The sequence below is a fragment of the Tsukamurella asaccharolytica genome, assembly GCF_007858435.1.
Taxonomy (GTDB): domain Bacteria; phylum Actinomycetota; class Actinomycetes; order Mycobacteriales; family Mycobacteriaceae; genus Tsukamurella; species Tsukamurella asaccharolytica.
In genome coordinates, this window is sequence record NZ_VIGW01000001.1 from 427,058 (window position 1) to 449,725 (window position 22,668).

A 22,668-nucleotide genomic window follows, 5' to 3' on the forward strand; every position below is an offset into this window, starting at 1 on the left:
CGGACGCCGCCCGGGGATCAGCCCAGGCGCTGCTTGAGCGCGTCCAGCTCGTCCTTGAGGCCGGTGGGCAGCTTGTCGCCGACGAACTCGAACCACTCGTCGATGGACGGCAGCTCGCCCCGCCACTCCTCGACGTTCACGGCGAGCGCCTCGGCGACGTCCTCGACCGGGGTGTCGAGGCCGGTGAGGTCCAGCTCCTCCGGGGTCGCGACGATGCCGATCGGCGTCTCCTTGCCGGCGGCGTTGCCCTCGATGCGGTCCACGATCCACTTGAGCACGCGGCTGTTCTCGCCGAATCCGGGCCACAGGAAGCGCTTGTCCTCGCCGCGGCGGAACCAGTTGACGTAGAAGACCTCGGGCAGCTTGGACTCGTCGGCCTGCTTGCCGATGTTCAGCCAGTGATCGAAGTAGTCGCCCACGTTGTAGCCCAGGAAGGGCAGCATCGCCATCGGGTCGCGGCGGACGGCACCCACCTTGCCCTCGGCGGCGGCGGTCTGCTCGGAGCCGACGGTGGCGCCCATGAAGACGCCGTGCTTCCAGTCGCGGGCCTGCGTGACCAGCGGCACCGTCGTCTTGCGGCGGCCGCCGAAGAGGATCGCCGAGATCGGCACGCCCTGCGGGTCGTCCCACTCGGGGGCGATCGACGGGCACTGCGCCATCGGGGTGGTGTACCGCGAGTTCGGGTGCGCGGCGACCGTGACGACGCCGTCCTCGTTCTCGGCGGACGAGCTCTCCCAGTCGTCGCCGCGCCAGTCGGTGAGGTGCTGCGGCGCGGCCGACATGCCCTCCCACCAGACGTCGCCGTCGTCGGTCTTGGCGACGTTGGTGAAGATCGTGTTCCCCGCCTCGATGGTCTTCATCGCGTTGGGGTTCGAGTCCATCGACGTGCCGGGGGCGACGCCGAAGAAGCCGAACTCGGGGTTCACCGCGTACAGGCGGCCGTCCTTGCCGAAGCGCATCCACGCGATGTCGTCGCCGACGGTCTCGGCGCGCCACCCCGGCAGGGTGGGCTGGATCATCGCGAGGTTGGTCTTACCGCAGGCCGACGGGAACGCCGCGGCGATGTAGTAGACCTTGTCCTCCGGCGAGATGAGCTTGAGGATCAGCATGTGCTCGGCCAGCCAGCCCTCGTCGTGCGCCATGGCCGAGGCGATGCGCAGCGCGTAACACTTCTTGCCCAGCAGCGCGTTGCCGCCGTACCCCGAGCCGTACGACCAGATCTCGCGGGTCTCGGGGAAGTGGGTGATGTACTTGGTATCGCTGCAGGGCCACGGCACGTCGGCCTCGCCCGGCGCGAGCGGCTTGCCCACGGAGTGGATGGCCTTGACGAAGAAGCCGTCGTCGCCCAGCTTCTCCAGCACCGCGGTGCCCATGCGGGTCATGATCTTCATCGAGACCACGACGTACGGGCTGTCGGTGAGCTCGACGCCGAGCTTCGGGTCGTCGGCGCCCAGCGGGCCCATGCAGAAGGGCACCACGTACATGGTGCGGCCCTGCATCGAGCCGCGGTAGAGATCGGTCATCGTCGCGCGCATCTCGGCGGGACGGACCCAGTTGTTCGTCGGGCCCGCGCCCTCCTTGGTCTCCGAACAGATGTACGTGCGGGACTCCACGCGCGCCACGTCCGCCGGGTCCGAGAGGGCGAGGAAGGAATTGGGCTTCTTCTTCTCGTTCAGCTTGGTGAACGTGCCCGCGGCGACCATCTCCGAGGTCAGGCGATCCCACTCCGCGTCTGTGCCGTCGGCCCACACCACACGGTCGGGCTGCGTGAGCTCGGCGACCTCGCGCACCCACTCGACGAGCTGTGCGTGCTTCGTGGGGACCGCATCCCCGTCGAGGCCGGGAATCGTGGCTGACGTCATAAGTGTCATCTCCAAAGTCGCATACGAACCTTTGAACCAGTGTCACACATCGGGCAAGGTCACAGAACCGAGGGTGACGTGCGGCGTCTCACGCCGCCCGAATCGGCTCACGCGAGGTCGCCTCTGTCCAGGAGTCGCCACCGCCCGCCGACGAACCGCCACGTCTCGAAGGTCCCGTTCGGGCGCACGCGGTGGTAGACGTCGGCCACGCCGTCGGCGTCCAGGTCCGTGAACACGGCGGTGCCCTGCGCGTCGGTCAGGGTGCCCGTGTCCACCAGGCCGTCGCCGTCCGTGTCCAGGGCGTGCACGTCGTACCAGCCGTCCTCGGCGTGCACCCAGAGGCCGCCGGGCGAGGGCTCGACCGCGGGCACGGCACCGTCGAACAGTCCTGCGGGTGGCTCGGCGCGCTGTGCTGCGGCGCCCGTCCCCCGTACTGGTACTGGGCGGGCTGATGCTGGCCCGCCGGCTGGGCGGGTTGTCCGACGGTCGGCGGCTGGCCACCCTGGGCGGCGAACTGCGGTCCGGTGCCCGGTGCGGGCTGCGTGTGTTGCGCCGCGAGCGGTGCGGCCTGCGTGTGCTGTGCCGCGAGGGGTGCCTGCGGCGGAAGCGGCGGGTATCCCTGGCCCTGCTGAGCGCCCGGGGCCGTCGCCTGCTCCCCCACTGCCGGGTCCGGGCGCTGTGCCCGACTGTGCCGCGCGGTCTCCTTCGCCGCGGCCTCGCGCTCAGCCCGCCGGGCGGGGATCTCGGCCTCGAGCTTGCTCAGCCAGCCGTCCCAACGCTGCTGCATGGGCTTCACCAGGCCACCTCCGACGCCCACGACGATGACGCCGCCCACGGTGGCGAGCACTGCCACGAGGACGGGCGTGGTGACGGTCGTGGCGACGCCGATCTGGTTGAGGGCGGCGATGATCCCCGCACCCCAGATGAACAGCGAGGCGATGGTGGCGAGCAGTGGGCCGTAGGAGGCGCTGCCGAGCGCCCCACCGACGATGTCTTTCACGGCCTTCGCGATCGCCGCGGCGATCACGATGATCAGGATCGCGACGAACAGCTTCGGCAGCCACGCGACGAACCGCGACAACAGGTCCCCGATCGGATTGGGGCCGAAGACGCCGATCGCGAGCTGCAGCGTGATGAGCAGAATCGCGTAGTAGACGACCTTGGCGAGCAGGGTCGATGCGTCGTAGTCGCTCTTGGCGAGCACGCCCTGCAGACCGCTGCGTTCGGCGAGCCGGTCGAAGCCCACCTTGGCGAGGATCTTGGCGATGACCTTCGACAGGATCTTCGCAACGATCCAGCCGATGATCAGGATCACCAGGAAGGCGGCCAGCTTAGGAACGAAGGTCGCGACGGAGCTCCACGCGTCGGAGAGCCCCGCCCCGTAGTCGATAGCGAGTTGGGACGTCATCGTTCACCTCTCGATCAGCGATCCCCGGCGCGCGGAGGGCGCGCAGGGCATCTACGGGAAGAAAAGGGGACCCGCCGGTTACTGGACACCGCACCCTGAGGTCAACACTAGGCACTTCGCGGGCGGTTCTCTCGTCAACACCCCAAGTCCCGCGACGACAAATCGTATTCACGACTTTTCGCCCGAGCAGATCGGGACCGTGCCGTCGGGGGCGCGTCACCCCGTCAGTCGCCACAGGGCACCATCGCGCCGCACGAGTCCCTTCGTCTCGAGCAGGGCGAGCTGCCCCATCACGGCGCGGGCGGGTAGGCCTGCGATCACGGCGATCTCCGAGACGGGGAGGGCCGACCTCGCCGGGAGGGCGCCGTGCACCCGGAGCGCGGGCCCGGAGAGCCCGTCTGTGGGGCGCACGGGCACCTCGAGTTCGCGCGCGAGCTCGCCGATCCGGCCCACCTCTTCGATCACCTCGGCGGTCCGGGTGACGAGGACCGCCCCCTCACGGATCAGCTGGTGGCAGGTCACCGAGGTCGCCGCAGTGACGGGTCCGGGAACCGCGCACACGGGTATTCCGCGACGCCGCGCCCACGTCGCCGTGTTCTTGGTCCCGGACCGGAATCCCGCCTCCACCACGACGACACCGCCCGTCGCGGTGCCCACGATCCGGTTGCGGTTGAGGAAGCGGTGCCGCGCGGGTACGCCGCCCGGCGGATACTCGGAGACGAGCAGGCCCGCGTCGGCGATCCGCCGGAAGAGTCCGGCGTGCCCCGCGGGATACGGCCGGTCCAGGCCGCCCGCGACGAAGGCCACCGTCGGCCCCTCCGCGGTGAGCGCCGCGCGGTGGGCGGCGCCGTCGATCCCGTACGCGCCGCCGCTGACGATCGTGAATCCCTCCGTGGCGAGCTCGGCCGCGAAGTCGTCGGTCACGCGCTCGCCGTAACTCGACGGTGCGCGGGTCCCCACCATCGCCACCGACCGCTCCAGCAGCTCGTCGAGTCGCCCCTTCCCGACCACCCAGAGCGCCACCGGACGCAGCTCGCGGACCTCGTCCTCGTGGTCGGTCTCCTCCGAGGGCAGGCGCTCGGCGAGCCGCCCCAGCGCCTGCCGCGGCCACTCCTCGTCGTCCGGCGTCACCAGTCGGCCGCCGAGGTGCGCGATGTGATGGAGATCGGCGTCGGAGCGATCCTCTCCCGCCCGCCCGACGGTGCCGTCGGCCACGTCCTCGAAGCCGTCCGGGAACTCCTGCCGGCGCACCATGTCCGCCGCCGCGGCGGGCCCGACCTCCTCGACGAGGGCGATCAGCGGACCGCAGGGTGGCTCCGCGACCCGGCTCAAGAAGGCCCACGCGCGCCTCACGTCGTCAGTCATCGTCACTCCTTGTCCCGGAACTGCAGCGCCTGAATCACTTCGTCCTCGCCCGGCTTGTCCAGGCCGAGCAGGTCGGCGAGGGTCCACGACAGCCGCAGGCACCGGTCGGCGCCGCGCGCCGTGATCGTCCCGGCCCGCAGGTACAGCTCGAGCGGGCGGAGCGCCTTCGCCGAGAGCCGGAACCGTCGGCGCAGCACCACGCCGGGCACCTCCGAATTCGTCAGCCATCCCTCGGCGCCCCACCGGGCCGCCGCGGCCTCCCGGGCTCCCCGTACCCGGTCGCGCACGGTCGCACTGGATTCCTCCCCGCCGCCGTCCTCGTGCAGCGCCCCGGTTCCGGGCGGCTCCATGCGTACCCACAGGTCCACCCGGTCGAGCAGCGGACCGGACAGGCGGCCGAGGTAGCGACGACGGACCGTCGCCGTGCAGGTGCAGTCCTGATTCCGGGCGGGCGCGCACGGGCACGGGTTCGCGGCCATGACGAGCAGGAACCGCGACGGGTACTTCACCACGCCGTCGCGGCGCGCGAGCCGGATCTGCCCCTCCTCCAGCGGCGTCCGCAGCGCCTCCAGCGATCGCGGGCCCATCTCGGCGCACTCGTCGAGGAAGAGCACACCGCGGTGCGCGAGCGAGACGGCGCCGGGGCGGGCGAGGCCGGTGCCACCGCCGACGAGCGCGCTCACCGACGAGGTCTGGTGCGGCGCGACGAACGGCGGCACGGTGATGAGCGGCCGGTCGGGCCGCAGGTTTCCGGCGATGGAGTGGATCGCGCTCACCTCCAGGGCCTCGCGCCGCCCGAGCGCCGGCATGATCCCCGGCAGGCGGGACGCCAGCATGGTCTTCCCGATGCCCGGCGGCCCGGTCATCATGATGTGGTGCGCCCCGGCCGCGGCCACCTCGAGGGCGTACTTCGCCTCCGGCTGGCCCACCACGTCCGCCAGGTCCGCCACCGTCGGGTCGACGTCCTCCGCGATCAGCGGCCCGGGCGTCGCCAGCGTCCCCTCCCCCGCGAGCCAGGCCACGACGTCCGCCAGGTGCGCGGCGCCGAGCACCTCGATGCCGTCCACAAGGCCCGCCTCGCCGAGGTTTGCGAGCGGTACCACCGCGCGGGTGAAGCCGGACTCCTTCGCGGCCAGGACGGCCGGCAGCACGCCGCGCACGCCGCGGACGCGGCCGTCGAGCGCCAGCTCGCCGAGTAGGACCGCGCCGTCGACCCGACCGACGGCCACGCGTTCCGCGGCGAGGAGGATCGCGATCGCCAGGGGAAGGTCGTAGACCGAGCCCACTTTCGGCAACGTCGCGGGCGAGAGCGCCACGGTGACCCGGGTGTCGGGGAACCTGATCCCGATGTTGACGATGGCCGCACGGATCCGGTCGCGGGACTCCTTGAGCACCGTGTCCGGCAGGCCCACGAGGTGCACCGCCGGCAGCCCCGGGCCGATGCAGCCCTCGATCTCGACCACGGCGCCGTCGACCCCCGTGATCGCCACCGAGTGCACCTTGCTCAACGCGGACATCACGCCACCCCGGCCCGGTACTCGAGCGTGACCGGACCACCGGGCGGCGTGAAGACCGACGCCACGTCGATCCGGACCTGCGCGAACGCGCCCTCGGTCTCGGCGAGCCAGCGCGACGTGAGAGCCCGCAGCTGCGCCACCTTGCGCGGCGTCACCGCGTCGAATCCCGTGCCGAAGGCGGTCCCCGACCGCGTCTTCACCTCGACGATCGCGAGCAGTCCGTCCGGCGCGCGGGCGATCACATCGAGCTCGCCGCGCAATCCCCCGCCCGAGTACCGCCAGTTCCGCGCGACCACCGTCCACCCGCGAGCGACCAGGAAGTCGCACACCACGTCTTCGCCGGCGCGCCCCGTTTCGTTGTTCCCCATGGACCGATCGTGCCGCCGACCGACCACAGGTATCGCCCGCGATGGCGGTGCCTGTGGAGAGAAAACGTTATGTACGCAAAGTTGTGGAGAACGGGCCCTGCCGGGCGGAGATTGTCAGTCGATCCGCTGCGCGATCGGCGCCACGATCGGCGCTACGCGGCCGTCACTCCGGGAGTCGCAGCTCCGGCTTATCGAGCTCCTCGATGTTCACGTCCTTGAACGTGACGACGCGCGCCTGCTTGAGGAAGCGGGCCGGCCGGTACATGTCCCACACCCAGGCGTCGGTCATCCGCACCTCGAAGTAGACCTCGCCGTCCGCGTTCCGCGGGATCAGGTCGACCCCGTTGGCGAGGTAGAAGCGGCGCTCCGTCTCCACCACGTAGGTGAACTGGCTCAGCACGTCCTTGTACTCGCGGTACATGGAGAGCTCCATCGCGGTCTCGTACTTCTCGAGATCCTCTGCGCTCACGTCGTCCTCCTCACCCGATGTCATCAGTGGTAACCGCTCCAGATTACCGCGCCGCCGCCGGGTTCCCCGACGACGCGGCCAGCGCGGCCCGCACGTTCTGGTATCGCATGCGGTGCTGGGCGCTCGGCCCCAGTTCCCCCAGCGCGGTCATGTGCACCGCCGTCGAGTAGCCCTTGTGCACCGCGAAGCCGTAACCGGGGAAGTCGTCCTCCAGTTCCGTCATCACGCGATCGCGCGTCACCTTCGCCAGCACACTGGCCGCGGCGATGCACGACGCGGAGGCGTCTCCGCCGATCACCGGCAGCGACGGGACGCCCAGCCCTGGCACGGTGAAACCGTCGATGAGAACGTACCCCGGTCGCACCTGCAGGCCCGCGACCGCGCGCCGCATCCCCATGATGTTGGCGACGTGCACGCCGATCCGATCGATCTCCGGGGCCGGGATCGACACCACGGACCAGCTCACCGCGTGCTGCAGGATCACCGGGTACAACTGCTCCCGCGCGTTCTCCGTGAGCTTCTTCGAATCGTCGAGCCGGGCAAGAGCCGGCGGGATCCGGGCCGGAAGGATGCACGCCGCCACCGTCATCGGTCCCGCGCACGCCCCACGCCCGGCCTCGTCGATCCCGGCGACGGGTCCGAGTCCCGCACGCACCAGCACGGTCTCCAACGTGCCCAAGCCGGACGACGACCGCACCACCGGCCGTGGCGGCCACCGGTCGCGCATGCGCCCCTAGCCCTGCTGCGGGTTGATCGAAGCCACCGTCTGCCAACGGCTGAACGGGTAGATGATTGCGACGACCTTGCCGCGGATGTCGGCCTTGGGGATCGTGCCCTGCAGCTCGTCCCCGATGTGGAAGCGCGAGTCGCGCGACATCGTGCGGTTGTCACCCATCGCGAAGACGTTCCCGTCGGGGATGGTGATCGGCCCGAAGGGCAGTCCCCAGCAGGCATCCTGTTCGGCCTGCTGCTTCGCGGCGTCGGCGAGGTAGGGCTCGACGAGCTTCTTGCCGTTGACCGTCACGCCCGTCTCGGGGCGACACTGGATGCTCTGGCCGCCGACCGCGATCACCCGCTTGACCAGGTCGTTCTCGTTCGGCGGCTGCAGGCCCACGTAGGACAGCGCCTCCTGGAAGCCGCGGACCACCGTGTTGTCCGAGCGCACCGGAATCACGGGCTCGAGGCCCCAGGACTCAGTGGGCGCCCGGAAGACGACCACGTCGCCCGGCTTCGGGTCGCCGGTGAAGTAACTGATCTTCTGAGTGACGATCCGGTCCCCGGTGCAGCCCTCGCAGCCGATCAGCGTCGGCTCCATCGACTCGGACGGCACGTACCACTGGCGGCCGACGAAGGTCTGCAGGCAGAAGCTCAGAACCAGCGCGACCAGCACGATCGCACCCACCTCGAGCGGCCAGTTCGTCTTCTTCTTCTTCTTCTTCTCGCCGGACGACCGCCGCCCCTTCCGGGTGTTCGCGTCGTCCGTGCCGCTCCCCTCGCCCGACGGTGCCGGCGCGGCGTGGCGACCGCCCGTGCGCGGGGAATCGCTGGGCTCGGGGGTCTCCGGGGAGTTCGTCTGATCGGGCACGGGTACACACTACCGAGCGGGCGCAGCGACGATCTCAACACCGAGCCGGTGGGCGAGCCGGTCGCAGTCACATGTGCGCGTACACGAGGCGCGGGCGGGGGCCGATCGCGCGCAGGACCTCCGCGTCTAGCCCGGGCACCAGCGATAGACCGGGCCAGCTCCACAGCGCGACCGTGCAGTCGGTGAAGTAGGTGCCGCCCTCGCCCTGCCAATCGCCGATGAGACCCGTGGTTCCGCAGTCGCCACACGTCACCGTCGGCTCGACCCGGCTGTCGTACCACTGCTGGCACCACTCGCCCATCGGGACTTCGGTGAAGTCCCGATCACAGCTCGGACACCGCGGGTCCACTATGCTCTCGACGGCAGTGACGCATCCGAAGTCCAGGTCCACCACCGGACGCTCCGCCTGGTACGACGATCGCCACCGCGTAGAGGCCAACTCCTGCAACGCACCCTGGTCGTACACCCCGTCGTCGAAGTCGGGCGAGGCGTCGATGACGCCGCGGTACGCGTGCCCGCACAGCTCCATAATTCGCGGGTCCGCTCGCGCCTGGTCCAGGCACCAGCGCGCGTCGGCGATCCACAGCTCGGGTCCGCGGCGCTCCGCGATCTCCGCGACCGCCTCTGCTCGCTTCCGCCGATCCGGGTCGCCGGGCGGCGCCAGCGAGATCACATAGATACAGCTTTGACTCACGGTTCCGCCCCTCCCCGAGCGCCGACGCGGCCTCGCCGTCGAGCGTAGGCGAAGACAGACGAGCGCCCCACGGTCCGGAAGGACTCGTGGGGCGCTCGGGAGTGCTACGCGGCGATCACGCGGACCGCCGGCGGCGCTGGTGTCAGCGCTTCTCCTTGATCTTCGCGGCCTTGCCGCGCAGGTCGCGCAGGTAGTACAGCTTCGCGCGACGCACGTCACCACGCGTGAGGACGTCGATCTTGGCGATGTTCGGGGAGTGCACGGGGAAGGTGCGCTCCACACCGACGCCGAAGGACACCTTGCGCACGGTGAAGGTCTCGCGCACGCCGCCACCCTGGCGGCGGATCACGACGCCCTTGAACACCTGGACGCGCTCCTTGCTGCCCTCGATGACCTTGACGTGCACGTCAAGGGTGTCGCCGGGGCGGAAGTCGGGCACATCGCTGCGCAGGGACTGCTGGTCAATGAAGTCGAGCGTGTTCATCGCTGGATCATCCGTTTCTTACATGTCTTCGTGAGTAGAGGACCCTGGCGGCCCGTCGCGACTACCGTCGCGGGGGTTCGACCGGTTCGTACTCCTGTCCTGCCGGCCGCTCCGCAGCCGGATACGCCCGGGAGGCACGCAGCCCAGGCAACCTGTTGATTGTGCCAGATCGCCGTCGGTTTCTCGAAATCGTGAGCCGCCGAGCCATCGATCGAGGTCGACGGGGCGGTGCCGGCGCGGGCACGACCGTGCGGTCCAGCTCCTTCTCCGCGTCGGCGCGCAGGTTCGGGAGCAGGTCCGGGCGGCCGGCCATGAGGTCCTGGACGGCGATCTTCGCCCGGATCAGCGGGCGTCGTAACCGGCGCTCGCGGCGCAGGGCGCGGAGCATGCGCCGCGAATTCTGGGCGTACCGCCAGCGGGCCCAGGGCGCGCCGGGCCGGGAGAGCCGAATCGCGCCGATCAGGAGCAGGGGGAAGAAGAACAGCCCGATCAAGCCGGTCCAGATCTTGCCTTTGAGCAGCACGATCGCGGCGGTAGCGAGGCTGATCACACCGAAGCCGATCTGCGCGGCCCGCTCGGGCGAGTCGCGAAATCCCGCGAAGTCCACGAGGTCGAGCGGCCGCAGCCCGAGGAGGAGTAGGCCGCTCATCGCGATCGCCACGAACACCGCGTCGACGGACGCGCGGCCCTCCTCCTGCCAGTACACGTCCCGCAGGTAGAGGATCAGCGCGAACTCGTCGAGGATCAGCGCCGCGCCCACCCCGAAGAGTCCCGCGAGCACGGCGGCCGTTGTCTGCGTGGCCGTGTCGAAATTCGCAATGAGGGCGATCGCGGACCCCAGGCACAGCACCACGCCGAACACCATGTGGTGCAGATGCAAGCCGCCGAGGTTGACGTTGCCGAACCACCAGCGCACCTTGGCCCGGATCAGCCGCACACTGATCCGGATGCCCGTGAAGCCCACGATCAGCCCCACGAAGAAGGAGAACAGCGGGAGCCGTCCCCCTCCGACGATGTCGTTCGCGAACCAGGTGGACATACCTCCAACCTAACGTCGCGCACCGTCGTCGCAGGTCGGAACGCCGCCGACCGCGCACACGGCGCGACTACTTCCCGAAGCCGGCCTTGCGCAACGCGTCCGCCATCGAGCCCGACGGTGCCGCCTGCCCACCGCCGCGCGACGACCGGTTCTGTCCTCCGCCGCGCTGCCCCTGGCCGCGGTTCTGCCCGCCCTGGCCGTGCCCGCCGCGGGCATCACCGCGCGGCCCGCCGCCCCGCTGCCCGCCGCGCTGCGCTCCCCCGCCGCGAGGGCCGCGCTCCTTCGGGGCGGCATCGTCGTTCAGGCGCAGCGTGAGGCCGATGCGCTGCCGCTCGACGTCCACATCGACCACCTTGACCTTGACGACCTGGCCGGACTTGACCACCTCATGCGGATCGGAAACGTACCGGTCCGACATGGCGGAGACGTGGACGAGACCGTCCTGGTGCACGCCCACGTCGACGAAGGCGCCGAAGGCCGCGACGTTGGTGACCACGCCCTCGAGCACCATGCCCGGCTTGAGGTCGGCGACCTTCTCGACACCGGCGGCGAAGGTCGCCGTCGCGAAGGCGGGGCGCGGGTCGCGGCCGGGCTTCTCGAGCTCGGCGAGGATGTCGGTCACCGTCGGAACGCCGAACCGCTCGTCGGCCAGCTCGGCGGCGATGTCCGCGGGCCGCAGCTTCGCGAGGGCGGGACCGTTGCCGATGAGCTCCGCGAGAGCGAGCCCCGAGCGGTCGAGGATCGTCCGCACCACGGGGTACGCCTCGGGGTGCACGCCCGAGGCGTCGAGCGGATCGTCGCCGCCGCGGATGCGGAGGAAGCCGGCACACTGCTCGAAGGCCTTGGGTCCGAGGCGCGGCACGTCCAGCAGCCCCTTGCGGCTGCGGAAGGCGCCGGCTCCGTCGCGGTGGGCGACGATCGCGGCGGCCAGATTCTCGGTGACCCCGGAGACGCGCGCGAGCAGCGGCGCCGACGCGGTGTTGAGGTCCACCCCCACGGCGTTCACCGCGTCCTCCACCACCGCATCGAGTGATTTCGCGAGGCTGGCCTGGGAGACGTCGTGCTGATACTGGCCCACGCCGATCGACTTGGGGTCGATCTTCACCAGCTCGGCGAGCGGATCCTGCAGGCGCCGGGCGATGGACACGGCGCCGCGCAGGGAGACGTCCATGTCCGGGAGCTCCTGGGAGGCGTACTCCGAGGCCGAGTAGATCGACGCGCCGGCTTCGCTGACCACGGCCTTCGCGGGGACGCGCCCGCCGGCCTTCGTGATCTCGCCGAGCAGCTCGGTGGTCAGGGCGTCCGTCTCGCGCGATGCGGTGCCGTTGCCGATGGCGACGAGCTCCACGTCGTGCCGGGCGATCAGCGCCGCGAGGAGCGCCTTGGACCGGTCCCACTGGTTCTGCGGCTGGTGCGGGTAGATGATGAGCGTCTCCAGCACCTTGCCGGTGCCGTCGACGACCGCGGTCTTGACCCCGTTGCGGAAGCCGGGGTCCAGGCCGAGCGTGGGCCGGGTGCCCGCGGGCGCGGCCAGCAGCAGATCCTTGAGATTGGTGGCGAAGACGTGCACGGCGTCGTCCTCGGCGCGCTGCCGCAACCGGGTCCGCGCGTCGACGGTGGCCGAGACCATCAGCTTGGTACGCCACGCCCACCGCGCGACGGTGCCGAGCCACTTGTCGGCCGGGCGCCCCTGGTTCGAGATCCCCAGCGTGGACGCGACCATCGCCTCGTAGTCGGCGTCCTCGCCGCCGTCGAACTGGAGCGAGAGCACCTCCTCCTTCTCGCCGCGCAGCACCGCGAGCACGCGGTGCGAGGGCATCTGGTCGAGCGGCTCGGAGAACTCGAAGTAGTCCCGGAACTTCTGCGCCTTCTGCGGATCCGCGCCCTCGCGGACGCCGGTGCGCAGGGTGGAATCGGCCCAGAACTTCTCGCGGACGGCGCCCACCAGCTCGGCGTCCTCGGACGCCCGCTCGACGAGGATGTGGCGCGCCCCCTCGAGTGCGGCCGCCACATCCGCGACGTTCTCGCCCAGGAACTCGGCGGCCAGCTCCTCGGGGACCAGCGTGGGATCGGACAGCAGCCGCTCCGCGAGCGGCTGCAAGCCGTTCTCGCGGGCGATCTGCGCCTTGGTGCGCCGCTTCACCTTGTAGGGCAGGTAGATGTCCTCGACGCGGGCCTTGGTCTCGGCCGCGAGCAGCGCCTCGCGCAGCTGCGGCGTCAGCTTCCCCTGCTCCTCGATCGAGGCGAGCACGGCGGCCCTGCGGTCGTCGAGCTCGCGCAGGTAGCCGAGGCGCTCCTCCAGCTGCCGCAGCTGGGCGTCGTCGAGGCTCCCGGTGACCTCCTTGCGGTACCGCGCGATGAACGGCACCGTCGACCCCTCGTCCAGCAGCCGGACCGCCGCGGCCACCTGGTTCTCCCCCACCGAGAGCTCCTCGGCGATGCGGGCGGATACGGACCTGACGGGCGCGCTCGAATTCACGCGGCCACCCTACCGGCGGTCCCCGACGAGTTCGGCGATCACCGGCTCCGTGGCGCCGCACACCATGACCGCCTCGTAGGCGACGTCGGCCAGGCCGCCGCCGCCGTCGCGCACCAGGAAGTGCAGCGCCGCCATCACCCGCGCGGACTGGAAGCCCAGGATGTAGCCGGTGTGGTCGCCGTCCTGGCGCCGCGCGTGCGCCTCCCGATCCAGCTGATCGACGGTCGCGGCCAAGCGGACCGCCTCCGCCCGTCGGCTGCCCGGCGCCCGCCGCTCGTCGAGCAGCACCTCGCCCGCCGGATCGAGGGCCGGGTCGGCCGCGCGGTCGAGGGCACCGGCCACGAGGGCGACCCCCGCGGCGTGGCGCCGGTCCGCGGGCACCGCGGCGACGGCCTCGGCCAGGTCGGGCAGGCTAGTCGAGCGGTGCATCGGCGTCCTCCCAGCCGGAGGCCCACGCGTCGGACGACCACGCCGGCGCGAACCCCGCGGCGCGCAGGTACTCGCACACGTCCGCCGGCGGCTCCACGGCGCCGACCACCGGGCCGGGGGCGAATCCGTGTGCCGCGCAGAACGTCGCGATGGACAGCTCCGGCCAGGCCTCGTTACCGGCGGCGAGCTCGCCGTCCCGCAGCACCACCCCGGGCCGCAGGTAGCCGTCGAGCTCGGTGGTGCCGATCAGCCGCCAGGGCCGCCCGGCCTCGTCCGTCACCTCGGCGACGGCCATCCGCACCCAGCCCCGCGCGGGTCCGGTGACGGCGTCGCACACCTCGCGCAGCCGCAGGCCGAGATCCGCCGGCGCGGCGACGGGCACCGCGTAATGCGCGGCGCGGTGGGCACCGTCGGCCCCGAAGGCCCTGCCGAGCATGCCCAGTCCCGCCACGGGCGCGAAGGATCCCGCCGCCGCGCCGTGTCCCGCGGCGAGCTCCGCGGCCCGTCGGCCCGCCTCCTCCGCCGCGTCCTCGGTCTCCGCTCGGCCGCGGTCGTCCGCGAGGCCGACGGCCTGCTCGGCGCCGGGGTCGCCGGGAGGGTGCTGTCCGCGTGCCTCCAGCCGGGCGAGAGCGGTGCGCGCGGCCACGTCGGTCATGCGGGCCCGGGTGTCGTCCACGAGCTCGGCGTACTGCGTGAGGAATGCGACGCGGGCCGCGTCCAGCGCCGCCGCGGTGGTCATCGCGCCCGACGGCCCGTCGACGCCGAGCCCGGCGGCGATCCGGCGCGCCGCGTCGTGCGCGGCCAGGTACGCCTCGCCGGTGGCCGCGTAGGCGCCCGGCTCCTGCGGCCAGAACGCCGGATCCGTCACGGGACCGCCTCGATCGTGGCGCCGCCGGCGCGGTCCGCTTCGGACGCGCGGCGAGCCCGCCGCCGGATGCACGCGGCGAGCTCGCGCAGCTCGGCGACCGCGGCCGCGTGCACGTCCCGCGCCGCCGCGTCGGAGGCGGCCGGGACGTCGCCCAGGGCGCGGGCGTACCGGTCGGTGGGGAGAGGCAGGGCCTCCGGCGGGCGCAGGCCGTCCGCGAGGGCGTCGACGGTGCGAGCCTGCCGCTCCCAGGCGTCGGGCTCGAGTTCGAAGATCATCGCGGCACCCGGGTCAGCGCGGCGCGGCGCTCGTAGTGCTCGCGCAGGGTGCCGGCGGCGCGGGTCGCGAGTTCGGCGATCAAGGGGCCCAGGCGTTCCGGGGGGTGCGCGCGCGGCGTGCCCGGCGCCAGCTCCACCTCGACGACGTGCCCGCGCACGTCGACGGTGACGGCGACGGTGCGGTCCTCCGACCGCGCGGTCACGCGGGCGGTGCGGAACTCCTCGTCGAGTCGTGCGAGCTCGGCCTCGCGTCGCTCGACCTCCGCGAGCAGCGCCGCGGCTCCGCTGATCTCAGCCATGATTCCCCCGAATCCGCGGACGCCCCCACGCCCGCTGGGATCATCATGCCGCGCTGCCGCTTCCCCCGGGCGGCTTCGGCGGCAATCATCCGTCGGACGGCCGGAACTCCCAGTCCGGGACGGAGTCCGCACGCACCGCGGGGAGTTCCACCCGCAGCCGCGATCCGCCGCGCGGCGAGGTCTCGACGCGGACCGAGCCGCCGTGCGCCCGGACGATCTCGTCGATGATGACGAGCTTGAGCCCGGTGCCGTCCGAACGGCGACGATCGGGATCCTCGAAGGGCGCGAAGGCGCGCTCGCGTTCGGCGGCGGGGGTGGGCGGGCCGTCGTCGTCCACGCGGAGGACGACCGCGCCGTCGAACGTCGCGATCCGCAGCGCGACGGCCGTCTCGGCGTGCCGCGCGGCCTCGTCGACGAGGTACTGCGCAAGCACGGTGAGGTGTGTACGGGCGCCGAGCACCAGGGTCGCGAGATCGCCCTCGACCGCGAAGCCGACCGCGGCCGGGACGCGCACACCGGTCATGATCTCGAACCACGGGAGGATCTCGCGCTGCGGCCGCTCGCCGGCGCGGAGGCGGGCCAGCAGCAGGACGTCGGCGGCGGTCGCCTGGAGCCGGTCCGCGTCGGCGAGGGCCCGCTGCACGGCGTGCGCGGGGTCGGGGCCGCCCGGCCGGGTCGCGGCGACGAGGTCCCCGCGCACGACGGCGAGGGGCTCGCGCAGGGCGTCCGCGGCGTCGCCGACGAAGTCGAGTCGCCGCTCCGCGCCGCGCTGGCGCCGCTCGAGGGAGTCGTTGAGGGTGCGGACGAGACGGGCGAGTTCGTCGTCGCCCCCGGTCCCGCTCACGCGCAACCGCGGGTCGCCGTCCGCGAGCTCGCGGTAGCGCCGCTCGATGGCGCCGACCCGCCGGAGCACCCGGTCGGCGGCGACCCAGGCGATCAGGCCCGCCGCGACGGCGGCGACGGGCACCGCCACGATCGCCGCCTGCGCGGGGCCGTCGGCGTACCGCACGAGGACCACGGCGAGGGCGGCGGCACCGAGGAGGACGATGACCCCCGCCAGCAGCGACAGTCGCGCGCGCACGGCCCCACGGCCCGTCGAGCGCGCCGCCGGTGTCCGTGCCACTCGTCCTCCTCCCGGGCTCGGATCGCATCGATCGCGCCGATCACCTCGGTGCGATCGCGATCACGAAGCATCGCGGGTTGACCATACCGACCGCGGCTCCGTTTCCCGCGGTTCTCCGCGCCCGTGGCGCGGGTTACGCGGGCGGCAGGAGATCCGGTCGACGGTCCGCCGTCCGGGCGACCGACTGCTCGCGGCGCCAGGCGGCGACCCTGGCGTGGTCGCCCGACAGCAGGACCGGTGGCACCGCGAGGTCGCGCCAGACCTCGGGCCGCGTGTAGGAGGGGCCCTCGAGGAGGCCGTCGGCACCGTCGGAGAAGGAGTCGTCGTGGTGGCTGAGCTTATTACCCAGCACCCCCGGGATGAGGCGGCCGAAGGCCTCGACCATGACGAGGACGGCGGCCTCGCCCCCGATGAGCACGTAGTCGCCGATGGAGACCTCGACGACGCGGACGCGGCGCGCGGCATCGTCGAGGACGCGCTGGTCGATGCCCTCGTAGCGGCCGCAGGCGAAGACGATGTGCTCCTCGCGGGCCCACTCGAGCGCCATGGCCTGCGTGAACGGGACACCGGCGGGCGTGGGGACCACGAGCAGCGCGCCCTCGGGGCAGACGTCGTCGAGGGCGGGGCCCCAGACCGTCGGCTTCATGACCATGCCGGGCCCGCCGCCGTACGGGGAGTCGTCAACTGCCTTGTGCACGTCGTGCGTCCAGTCGCGCAGGTCGTGCACGCCGAACTCGAGCAGCCCCTTGTCGACGGCCTTACCGAGGAGCGCCTGCCGCAGCGGCGCGAGGTACTCGGGGAAGATCGTCACCACGTCGATGCGCACGGGCTACTCCGGGTCGAGGAGACCGTCGGGCGGGTCGACGGTGACGACGCCCGCGGCCACGTCGATGACGGGGACGATGGCGGTGACGAACGGGATGAGGATCTCGCGGCCGTCGGGCGCCTTCACCGACAGCAGCTCACCGCCGGGCGCGTGCAGGACCTCGGCGATGACGCCCACGTCCTCGCCGTCGACGGTGCGGACGGCGAGGCCCTCGAGCTCGTGGTCGTAGAACTCGTCGGGGTCGTCACTCGGCTCGACGTCGGCGGAGTCGATGAGGAACAGGGTGCCGCGCAGCTCGTCGGCGGCGGTGCGGTCCGTGACGCCCTGCAGACGCACCAGCAGCCTCCCGGAATGATTCCGGGAGGCTGCGACGGTGTACGTCCGGGTGTTCTTCTCGCGGGGGCGCCGGCCGGTGAGGACGGCGCCGTCCGCGAAGCGGAGCTCGGGCGAATCGGTGCGCACCTCCACGACGATCTCGCCGCGGATGCCGTGCGACTTGGCGACGCGACCGATCACGAGCTCCATCGGGTCAGCGGACCCGATCGGTGTCGACCACGTCGATCCGGATGCCCTTGCCACCGATCCCGGTGACGAGGGTGCGCAGGGCGGTGGCGGTGCGGCCGCTGCGGCCGATGACCTTGCCCAGGTCGTCCGGGTTCACGTGGACCTCGATGACGCGGCCGCGGCGGCCGGTGATGAGGTCGACGCGGACGTCGTCCGGGTTCGACACGATGCCGCGCACGAGGTGCTCGACGGCATCGGCGACGACGGCACTCATTACTCGCCCTCGGCCGGAGCCTCGGCGGTGGCCTCAGCAGCCTCGGCGGGCGCCTCAGCAGCCTCAGCGGGCGCCTCGTCGGCCTTCTTCTCCGCCTTCTTCTTGGGCGTGGTGGCCGCCGCGGCGGGCTCCTTGTCGGCCTCGGCGAGGGCGGCGTTGAAGAGGTCCAGCTTGGACGGCTTCTCGGCGGCGGTCTTGAGGGTGCCCTCGGCGCCGGGGAGGCCCTTGAACTTCTGCCAGTCACCCGTGATCTTCAGGAGGGCGAGAATCGGCTCGGTCGGCTGCGCGCCGACGCTCAGCCAGTACTGCACGCGCTCCGAGTCGATCTGGATGAGCGAGGGCTCCTCCTTGGGGTGGTACTTGCCGATCGACTCGATCGCACGGCCGTTGCGGCGGGTGCGCGAGTCGGCGACGACGACGCGGTACTGCGGGTTGCGGATCTTGCCGAGCCGCGTGAGCTTGATCTTGACAGCCATGTGCTGTGTGGTCCTTCGTTCGTAGTCACGTGTGCAATTCAGCGATGCGTCAGGATGAACGCACCCGGTTTTGCCGTCTGGTTGCGTGACCGCCGGGCGGTATCTCAGCCGCTGCCGGTCAGCAGCGCTCCATTCTGCCATGTCACGCGGGCCGCACGAAATCGCGCGACCGTCCGCACGGATCGCTCGGCCTGCCATGACCGCTGCGCGGGGGTAGCGTTTAGCCATGGACACGAATCCTCTCGACGACGATGCCGTCCTCATCCCCGCCTACGCCGGCCGGCTCGGCACCGATCCGCTGCCCCGCGCCCGCCTCGCCGACGGAGAGACCACACCGTCGGAGGCCTACCGATTCATCCACGACGAGCTGATGCTCGACGGTCAGTCCCGGATGAACCTCGCGACCTTCGTCACCACCTGGATGGAACCGCAGGGGCAGGCCCTGATGGCGGAGTCCTTCGACAAGAACGCGATCGACCACGACGAGTACCCCGCCACCTCCGCGATCGACGCGCGGACCGTCGCGATCGTCGCGGACCTCTTCCACGCGCCGGGCCTGGACCCGTCCGATCCGGCGTCCGCCACGGGAACCTCGACGATCGGCTCCTCTGAGGCCGTGATGCTCGCCGGCCTCGCCCTGAAGTGGCGCTGGCGGAAGGCGCGCCGAGCGCGCGGCCTGGACGCGAGCACCCCCAAGCTCGTCCTCGGGTCGAACGTCCAGGTGGTCTGGGAGAAGTTCTGCCGCTACTTCGACGTGGAGCCCGTCTACCTGCCCATCGAGCCCGGCCGCTACGTGATCACGCCCGAGCAGGTGCGAGCGGCCGTCGACGAGAACACGATCGGCGCGGTCGCCATCCTCGGGACCACCTTCACGGGCGAGTACGAGGACGTGGCCGGGATCTGCGCCGCCCTGGACGACCTGGCGGAAGCGGGAGGCCCCGACGTCCCCGTGCACGTCGACGCGGCGAGCGGCGGCTTCGTCGCGCCCTTCCTCGACCCCGACCTCGCCTGGGACTTCCGCCTGCCGCGCGTCGCGTCGATCAACGCCTCGGGCCACAAGTTCGGACTCACTTACCCGGGCATCGGCTTCGTGGTCTTCCGCGACCGGGAGGCCCTCGACGAGGACCTGGTCTTCCGGGTGAACTACCTCGGCGGCGACATGCCGACGTTCACCCTCAACTTCTCGCGGCCCGGCGCACAGATCATCGGCCAGTACTACAACTTCATCCGGCTCGGCCGTGACGGCTACACCAAGGTCATGCGGGCGCTGCGCGGCACCGCGACCTGGCTGGCGCAAGAGCTCGCCGCTCTGGAACACCTGCACGTGGTCACCGACGGCTCGGCGTTGCCCGTCGTGACCCTCACGGTCGACGACGGTGCGCCGTTCACGGCCTTCGACGTCTCGCACGAGCTGCGCGCCTACGGCTGGCAGGTTCCGGCGTACACGATGCCGGCCGACGCGCAGGAAGTCACGGTCCTGCGCATCGTCGTGCGGGAGGGCTTCTCGGGCGACCTCGCGGGCAAGCTGCGGAACGACCTCGCGGCCGCCCTCGACCGACTGGGGGCCGCGGGCGCCGCGCGCCGGCCGCGGATCGCCTTCCACTACTGAGGCGGCACGACCCGCTCCCGGACGCGCGCTCCCGCTGCGCGCCCCGCACGGCGGCTAGGATCGATCGCGAGCACGGTTCCGCGCCGCGTGAGACTCGCCACTCCACGTGGCGGTGCCACAAAGCGAGGGTTACCGGCGGGTAAACTGAGCCTGTCGTCGCCTGCGCGGTGCACCGTCAGCCCGGTGTAGACCACTGCCAGGCCGCACACAGCCACCTCGCAGGATCGGACCGCAGACTCAGACACATGGCCACGCACCTGGATAGCCCCGCCCCGTCCCCGGCGCCCGCCGGGGACTCCGGGGCCGCCCGTTCCCGCGGCGGCTACCTGTACCAACTGGACTTCGTCCGCACCATCACCTTCCTCCTCGTGGTCTTCATCCACACGCTGACGAACACCAACGACGAGGTCAACGGCACCGTCACCAATGCGATCGCGATGAACCTGCACTTCACGCGCAACGCCTTCTTCGCGCTCACCGGCCTGGTGCTGGCGTACGGCATCGTCGAGCGCGGCGCGCGCCTGAGCCCCGTCCAGTTCTGGCGCAAACGGCTGGCGCTGGTGGTCACGCCGTTCGTGCTGTGGGCGTTCGCGTACTGGGTCTACGACATGGTGGTCGGAGGCAACGGCGGCCGGATCCCCTTCGAGTTGGGCGATTTCTGGAACAACCTCAAGTGGGGTGGCACCAACGGCTACCAGCTCTACTTCATCTTCGTCACCCTGCAGATCTACCTGCTGTTCCCGCTGATCTTCGCGTTCGCCGAGCGCACCCGCCGGTTCCACGCCCCGGTCCTGGCCGTCAGCGCCGTCCTCCAGGTGGGGATCTACGTCGCGGCCACCTACTGGAACCCGACGACCGGCTGGTGGGGCGAGAACTTCTGGCACCTGTACGCCACCTTCGTTCCGTACCAGTTCTTCATCCTGCTGGGCGTCTTCACGGCCTTCCACCGCGAGCGCATCGAGGGGTTCCTGCTGCGCCACGCTCCCCTGGTCTTCGCCGCCGCCGCGCTCACCGCGCTCGGCGCGCAGGTCCTCTACCGGGCCCGGCTGAGCGACGGGACGGCGCCGATCGTGGCCTCCGCCGTCTTCCAACCCGCCAACTTCGTGCTCTACGTCGTGCTCGTGGCGGCGGTGTACACCGTGGGCCTCCTGCTGGCGCGTCACCGGCACCGTCTGCCACGCCTGACCCGCTTCGCCTCGTACGGCGCGAAGCGCGCCTTCGGCGTCTTCCTCGTGCACGTGATGGTCCTGTCCACCCTGCTGCTCCCCAAGGCCGCCGACGGCGCGCCCTGGCTCACAACGGTGCTCCCATCACCGTTCGGCACCGCCGTCGCGTACGTGGCGACGATCGCGATCACCCTCGGCATCGTCGAGGTACTGAGCCGTGCACCGAAGGCGCAGTGGTGGGTAGGCCGCCCGCGTCCGGCGAAGCGCACGCGTCCCGCGCGAGCGGCGCAGGCACCGGCCGAGGAGGGCCTCACCGGCATCGCCCGCACCTCGACCTCGTGACTCTCCGCTCACTGGCGACCGCAAGCTGACCAGCGCGGTCGGGGGCTTATCGCGAGAGGTCGGCGAGCTCGCCCCGGACCAGCACCGCCGACGGTGCCGGCAGAGCGCCATGGGCGAGCGCGACGCGCGGGTCCTCGTCGTAGATCACGAGGTCGGCGGGGGTGCCGTCATCGATGCCGGCGAAACCGAGCCACTGCCGGGCCCGCCACGAGGCGGCGGCGATGGCCTCCTCCGGCGGCATGACGGTGGCGAGGGCCTCGATCTCGCGGGGCAGGGCGCCGTGCACGTTGAAGCCGCCGGCGTCAGTGCCCGCGTACATCGCGACGCCGGCCTCCCAGGCGGCCCGGAAGGTGGCCTTCCGGCGGTCGTGCAGCGCCATCATGTGGCGGTGGTAGACGGGGAACTTCTCGCGGGCGGGTTCGGCGATCGAGGGGAAGTTCTCGATCTGGATCATGGTGGGCACCAGGCCGATCCCCTTCTCCACCATGGTCTCAATGGTGTCGGCGGTGAGCCCGGAGCCGTGCTCGATCGCGTCGACGCCGGCGGCGAGGAGGCCCGGCAGCGCGTCCTCGCCGAAGACGTGCGCGGTGATCTGCGCGCCGGCGTCGTGCGCCACCTCGACGGCCTTCGCGAGCACGTCGTCGGGCCACAGCGGCGCGAGGTCTCCGGCGGCACGGTCGATCCAGTCCCCCACGAGCTTGATCCACGGGTGCCCCTCGGCGGCGCGGCGCCGGACCGCGTCGACGAGCTGCGACGGGTCGTCGAGTTGCTCGCCGAGCCCGCGGGTGTAGCGCTTGACCAGCGCGATGTGCTGCCCCATGCGCACCATGCGCGGCAGCCCGGGCGCCCCGTCCAGCGGCGACGTGTCGAGGTCGGAGCCGGGTTCGCGGATCACGGTGACGCCGACGGCGACGTCCTGGAGCGCCAGCGCTCGGCCGCGCACCAAGTCGGGCTCACCGTTCTCGACGATGCCCACGTGGCAGTGCGCGTCGACGTAGCCCGGCACGGCGAAGCCGCGCAGCTCGGTGGCGGGACCACCCGGACCCGACAGGTGTACAACACCGTCGGACACCCAGAACTCGCCCTCACCGCCGGGCAGGACGACGCCGGAGAAGTGCAGATCGCTCATCCGCGCAACCCTACGTCGTGAAACCGGGCGATTTCGACGGTACGAGGCCATTTGCGGCTTCGCACCGCAGGAATCCGC

The 22,668-nt window shown here is 71.6% G+C and carries 25 protein-coding genes; 2 read left to right on the forward strand and 23 right to left on the reverse strand.

The window, feature by feature from the left end; genetic code table 11:
* Window positions 1–17: 17 nt before the first annotated feature.
* From FK529_RS01990 to rpsP, 22 genes are all read right to left on the reverse strand, one after another.
* Window positions 18–1,862 carry a phosphoenolpyruvate carboxykinase (GTP) gene (locus FK529_RS01990; RefSeq protein ID WP_146559069.1) on the reverse strand — a complete coding sequence of 615 codons (1,845 nt, stop codon included), beginning with the start codon at window positions 1,860–1,862 and terminating at the stop codon, window positions 18–20.
* 107 nt (window positions 1,863–1,969) lie between these two features.
* Complete coding sequence (locus FK529_RS01995; RefSeq protein WP_158635019.1) at window positions 1,970–2,170, reverse strand: DUF6802 family protein; 201 nt, start codon at window positions 2,168–2,170, stop codon at window positions 1,970–1,972.
* Complete coding sequence (locus FK529_RS02000) at window positions 2,119–3,270, reverse strand: mechanosensitive ion channel family protein (RefSeq protein ID WP_146559074.1); 1,152 nt, start codon at window positions 3,268–3,270, stop codon at window positions 2,119–2,121. Before FK529_RS02000 ends, FK529_RS01995 begins: the two co-directional genes overlap by 52 nt.
* Before the next feature lie 216 nt (window positions 3,271–3,486).
* Window positions 3,487–4,635: a DNA-processing protein DprA gene (gene dprA, locus FK529_RS02005; protein WP_146559076.1), complete on the reverse strand. Its 1,149-nt coding sequence runs from the start codon at window positions 4,633–4,635 to the stop codon at window positions 3,487–3,489.
* Window positions 4,636–4,637: 2 nt separating this feature from the next.
* Window positions 4,638–6,152 carry a YifB family Mg chelatase-like AAA ATPase gene (locus FK529_RS02010; RefSeq protein WP_146559078.1) on the reverse strand — a complete coding sequence of 505 codons (1,515 nt, stop codon included), beginning with the start codon at window positions 6,150–6,152 and terminating at the stop codon, window positions 4,638–4,640.
* On the reverse strand, window positions 6,152–6,520 hold the full coding sequence (locus tag FK529_RS02015; RefSeq protein WP_146559080.1) for a YraN family protein: 369 nt from the start codon (window positions 6,518–6,520) through the stop codon (window positions 6,152–6,154). Before FK529_RS02015 ends, FK529_RS02010 begins: the two co-directional genes overlap by 1 nt.
* Window positions 6,521–6,683: 163 nt before the next feature.
* Window positions 6,684–6,989 (reverse strand): DUF2469 domain-containing protein, encoded by a 306-nt coding sequence (locus tag FK529_RS02020; RefSeq protein WP_040768524.1) that lies wholly within the window; start codon window positions 6,987–6,989, stop codon window positions 6,684–6,686.
* Between the two features lie 43 nt (window positions 6,990–7,032).
* The gene (locus FK529_RS02025) at window positions 7,033–7,716 is read right to left on the reverse strand and encodes a ribonuclease HII (RefSeq protein ID WP_146559082.1); all 684 of its coding nucleotides are present in this window, start codon (window positions 7,714–7,716) and stop codon (window positions 7,033–7,035) included.
* Between the two features lie 6 nt (window positions 7,717–7,722).
* Window positions 7,723–8,574, reverse strand: a complete 852-nt coding sequence (gene lepB / locus FK529_RS02030; RefSeq protein ID WP_146559084.1) for a signal peptidase I — start codon at window positions 8,572–8,574, stop codon at window positions 7,723–7,725.
* Between the two features lie 67 nt (window positions 8,575–8,641).
* Window positions 8,642–9,268 (reverse strand): hypothetical protein, encoded by a 627-nt coding sequence (locus FK529_RS02035; protein ID WP_146559086.1) that lies wholly within the window; start codon window positions 9,266–9,268, stop codon window positions 8,642–8,644.
* A gap of 142 nt (window positions 9,269–9,410) precedes the next feature.
* Complete coding sequence (rplS, locus tag FK529_RS02040; RefSeq protein WP_019203499.1) at window positions 9,411–9,752, reverse strand: 50S ribosomal protein L19; 342 nt, start codon at window positions 9,750–9,752, stop codon at window positions 9,411–9,413.
* A 61-nt stretch (window positions 9,753–9,813) separates the two neighbouring features.
* Window positions 9,814–10,791 carry a hypothetical protein gene (locus FK529_RS02045; protein WP_146559088.1) on the reverse strand — a complete coding sequence of 326 codons (978 nt, stop codon included), beginning with the start codon at window positions 10,789–10,791 and terminating at the stop codon, window positions 9,814–9,816.
* Between the two features lie 67 nt (window positions 10,792–10,858).
* Window positions 10,859–13,270 (reverse strand): Tex family protein, encoded by a 2,412-nt coding sequence (locus FK529_RS02050; protein ID WP_146559090.1) that lies wholly within the window; start codon window positions 13,268–13,270, stop codon window positions 10,859–10,861.
* Between the two features lie 9 nt (window positions 13,271–13,279).
* Window positions 13,280–13,699, reverse strand: coding sequence for a hypothetical protein (locus FK529_RS02055; RefSeq protein WP_146559092.1), 420 nt, complete (start codon window positions 13,697–13,699; stop codon window positions 13,280–13,282).
* On the reverse strand, window positions 13,683–14,567 hold the full coding sequence (locus FK529_RS02060; protein ID WP_146559094.1) for a hypothetical protein: 885 nt from the start codon (window positions 14,565–14,567) through the stop codon (window positions 13,683–13,685). The genes FK529_RS02055 and FK529_RS02060 overlap by 17 nt, the downstream gene beginning before the upstream one ends.
* Window positions 14,564–14,842 (reverse strand): hypothetical protein, encoded by a 279-nt coding sequence (locus FK529_RS02065; protein ID WP_146559096.1) that lies wholly within the window; start codon window positions 14,840–14,842, stop codon window positions 14,564–14,566. The genes FK529_RS02060 and FK529_RS02065 overlap by 4 nt, the downstream gene beginning before the upstream one ends.
* The gene (locus tag FK529_RS02070; RefSeq protein WP_146559098.1) at window positions 14,839–15,141 is read right to left on the reverse strand and encodes a YbaB/EbfC family nucleoid-associated protein; all 303 of its coding nucleotides are present in this window, start codon (window positions 15,139–15,141) and stop codon (window positions 14,839–14,841) included. Before FK529_RS02070 ends, FK529_RS02065 begins: the two co-directional genes overlap by 4 nt.
* 85 nt (window positions 15,142–15,226) lie before the next feature.
* Entirely contained in the window at window positions 15,227–16,264 is a 1,038-nt protein-coding gene (locus tag FK529_RS02075; protein ID WP_146559100.1) for a sensor histidine kinase, read from the reverse strand.
* A 133-nt stretch (window positions 16,265–16,397) separates the two neighbouring features.
* A complete protein-coding gene (gene trmD / locus FK529_RS02080) occupies window positions 16,398–17,090 on the reverse strand; it encodes a tRNA (guanosine(37)-N1)-methyltransferase TrmD (RefSeq protein WP_146559102.1) in 693 nt (230 codons plus the stop codon).
* Between the two features lie 3 nt (window positions 17,091–17,093).
* Complete coding sequence (rimM, locus tag FK529_RS02085) at window positions 17,094–17,615, reverse strand: ribosome maturation factor RimM (protein ID WP_146559104.1); 522 nt, start codon at window positions 17,613–17,615, stop codon at window positions 17,094–17,096.
* Window positions 17,616–17,619: 4 nt separating this feature from the next.
* Entirely contained in the window at window positions 17,620–17,868 is a 249-nt protein-coding gene (locus tag FK529_RS02090) for an RNA-binding protein (RefSeq protein ID WP_013126270.1), read from the reverse strand.
* Window positions 17,868–18,344 (reverse strand): 30S ribosomal protein S16, encoded by a 477-nt coding sequence (gene rpsP / locus FK529_RS02095; protein ID WP_146559114.1) that lies wholly within the window; start codon window positions 18,342–18,344, stop codon window positions 17,868–17,870. Before rpsP ends, FK529_RS02090 begins: the two co-directional genes overlap by 1 nt.
* Window positions 18,345–18,570: 226 nt before the next feature.
* On the opposite strand from rpsP, the gene gad reads away from it, so the two are divergent.
* Both gad and FK529_RS02105 read left to right on the forward strand, forming a co-directional pair.
* Entirely contained in the window at window positions 18,571–19,953 is a 1,383-nt protein-coding gene (gad, locus tag FK529_RS02100) for a glutamate decarboxylase (protein ID WP_146559116.1), read from the forward strand.
* Window positions 19,954–20,198: 245 nt separating this feature from the next.
* Entirely contained in the window at window positions 20,199–21,461 is a 1,263-nt protein-coding gene (locus FK529_RS02105) for an acyltransferase (protein ID WP_146559118.1), read from the forward strand.
* 46 nt (window positions 21,462–21,507) lie between these two features.
* Here the strand turns inward: FK529_RS02105 and FK529_RS02110 are convergent, their stop codons facing one another.
* Window positions 21,508–22,590, reverse strand: a complete 1,083-nt coding sequence (locus FK529_RS02110) for an amidohydrolase family protein (RefSeq protein ID WP_146559120.1) — start codon at window positions 22,588–22,590, stop codon at window positions 21,508–21,510.
* Window positions 22,591–22,668: the final 78 nt, after the last annotated feature.

Coding starts and splice junctions, on each gene's coding strand:
- FK529_RS01990 (WP_146559069.1), bottom strand. CDS start 1,862: ATGACGTCAGCCACGATTCCCGGCCTCGACGGGGATGCGGTCCCCACG.
- FK529_RS02000 (WP_146559074.1), bottom strand. CDS start 3,270: ATGACGTCCCAACTCGCTATCGACTACGGGGCGGGGCTCTCCGACGCG.
- dprA (WP_146559076.1), bottom strand. CDS start 4,635: ATGACTGACGACGTGAGGCGCGCGTGGGCCTTCTTGAGCCGGGTCGCG.
- FK529_RS02010 (WP_146559078.1), bottom strand. CDS start 6,152: ATGTCCGCGTTGAGCAAGGTGCACTCGGTGGCGATCACGGGGGTCGAC.
- FK529_RS02015 (WP_146559080.1), bottom strand. CDS start 6,520: ATGGGGAACAACGAAACGGGGCGCGCCGGCGAAGACGTGGTGTGCGAC.
- FK529_RS02025 (WP_146559082.1), bottom strand. CDS start 7,716: ATGCGCGACCGGTGGCCGCCACGGCCGGTGGTGCGGTCGTCGTCCGGC.
- rplS (WP_019203499.1), bottom strand. CDS start 9,752: ATGAACACGCTCGACTTCATTGACCAGCAGTCCCTGCGCAGCGATGTG.
- FK529_RS02045 (WP_146559088.1), bottom strand. CDS start 10,791: ATGTCCACCTGGTTCGCGAACGACATCGTCGGAGGGGGACGGCTCCCG.
- FK529_RS02055 (WP_146559092.1), bottom strand. CDS start 13,699: ATGCACCGCTCGACTAGCCTGCCCGACCTGGCCGAGGCCGTCGCCGCG.
- FK529_RS02065 (WP_146559096.1), bottom strand. CDS start 14,842: ATGATCTTCGAACTCGAGCCCGACGCCTGGGAGCGGCAGGCTCGCACC.
- FK529_RS02070 (WP_146559098.1), bottom strand. CDS start 15,141: ATGGCTGAGATCAGCGGAGCCGCGGCGCTGCTCGCGGAGGTCGAGCGA.
- rimM (WP_146559104.1), bottom strand. CDS start 17,615: ATGGAGCTCGTGATCGGTCGCGTCGCCAAGTCGCACGGCATCCGCGGC.
- FK529_RS02090 (WP_013126270.1), bottom strand. CDS start 17,868: ATGAGTGCCGTCGTCGCCGATGCCGTCGAGCACCTCGTGCGCGGCATC.
- rpsP (WP_146559114.1), bottom strand. CDS start 18,344: ATGGCTGTCAAGATCAAGCTCACGCGGCTCGGCAAGATCCGCAACCCG.
- gad (WP_146559116.1), top strand. CDS start 18,571: ATGGACACGAATCCTCTCGACGACGATGCCGTCCTCATCCCCGCCTAC.
- FK529_RS02105 (WP_146559118.1), top strand. CDS start 20,199: ATGGCCACGCACCTGGATAGCCCCGCCCCGTCCCCGGCGCCCGCCGGG.
- FK529_RS02110 (WP_146559120.1), bottom strand. CDS start 22,590: ATGAGCGATCTGCACTTCTCCGGCGTCGTCCTGCCCGGCGGTGAGGGC.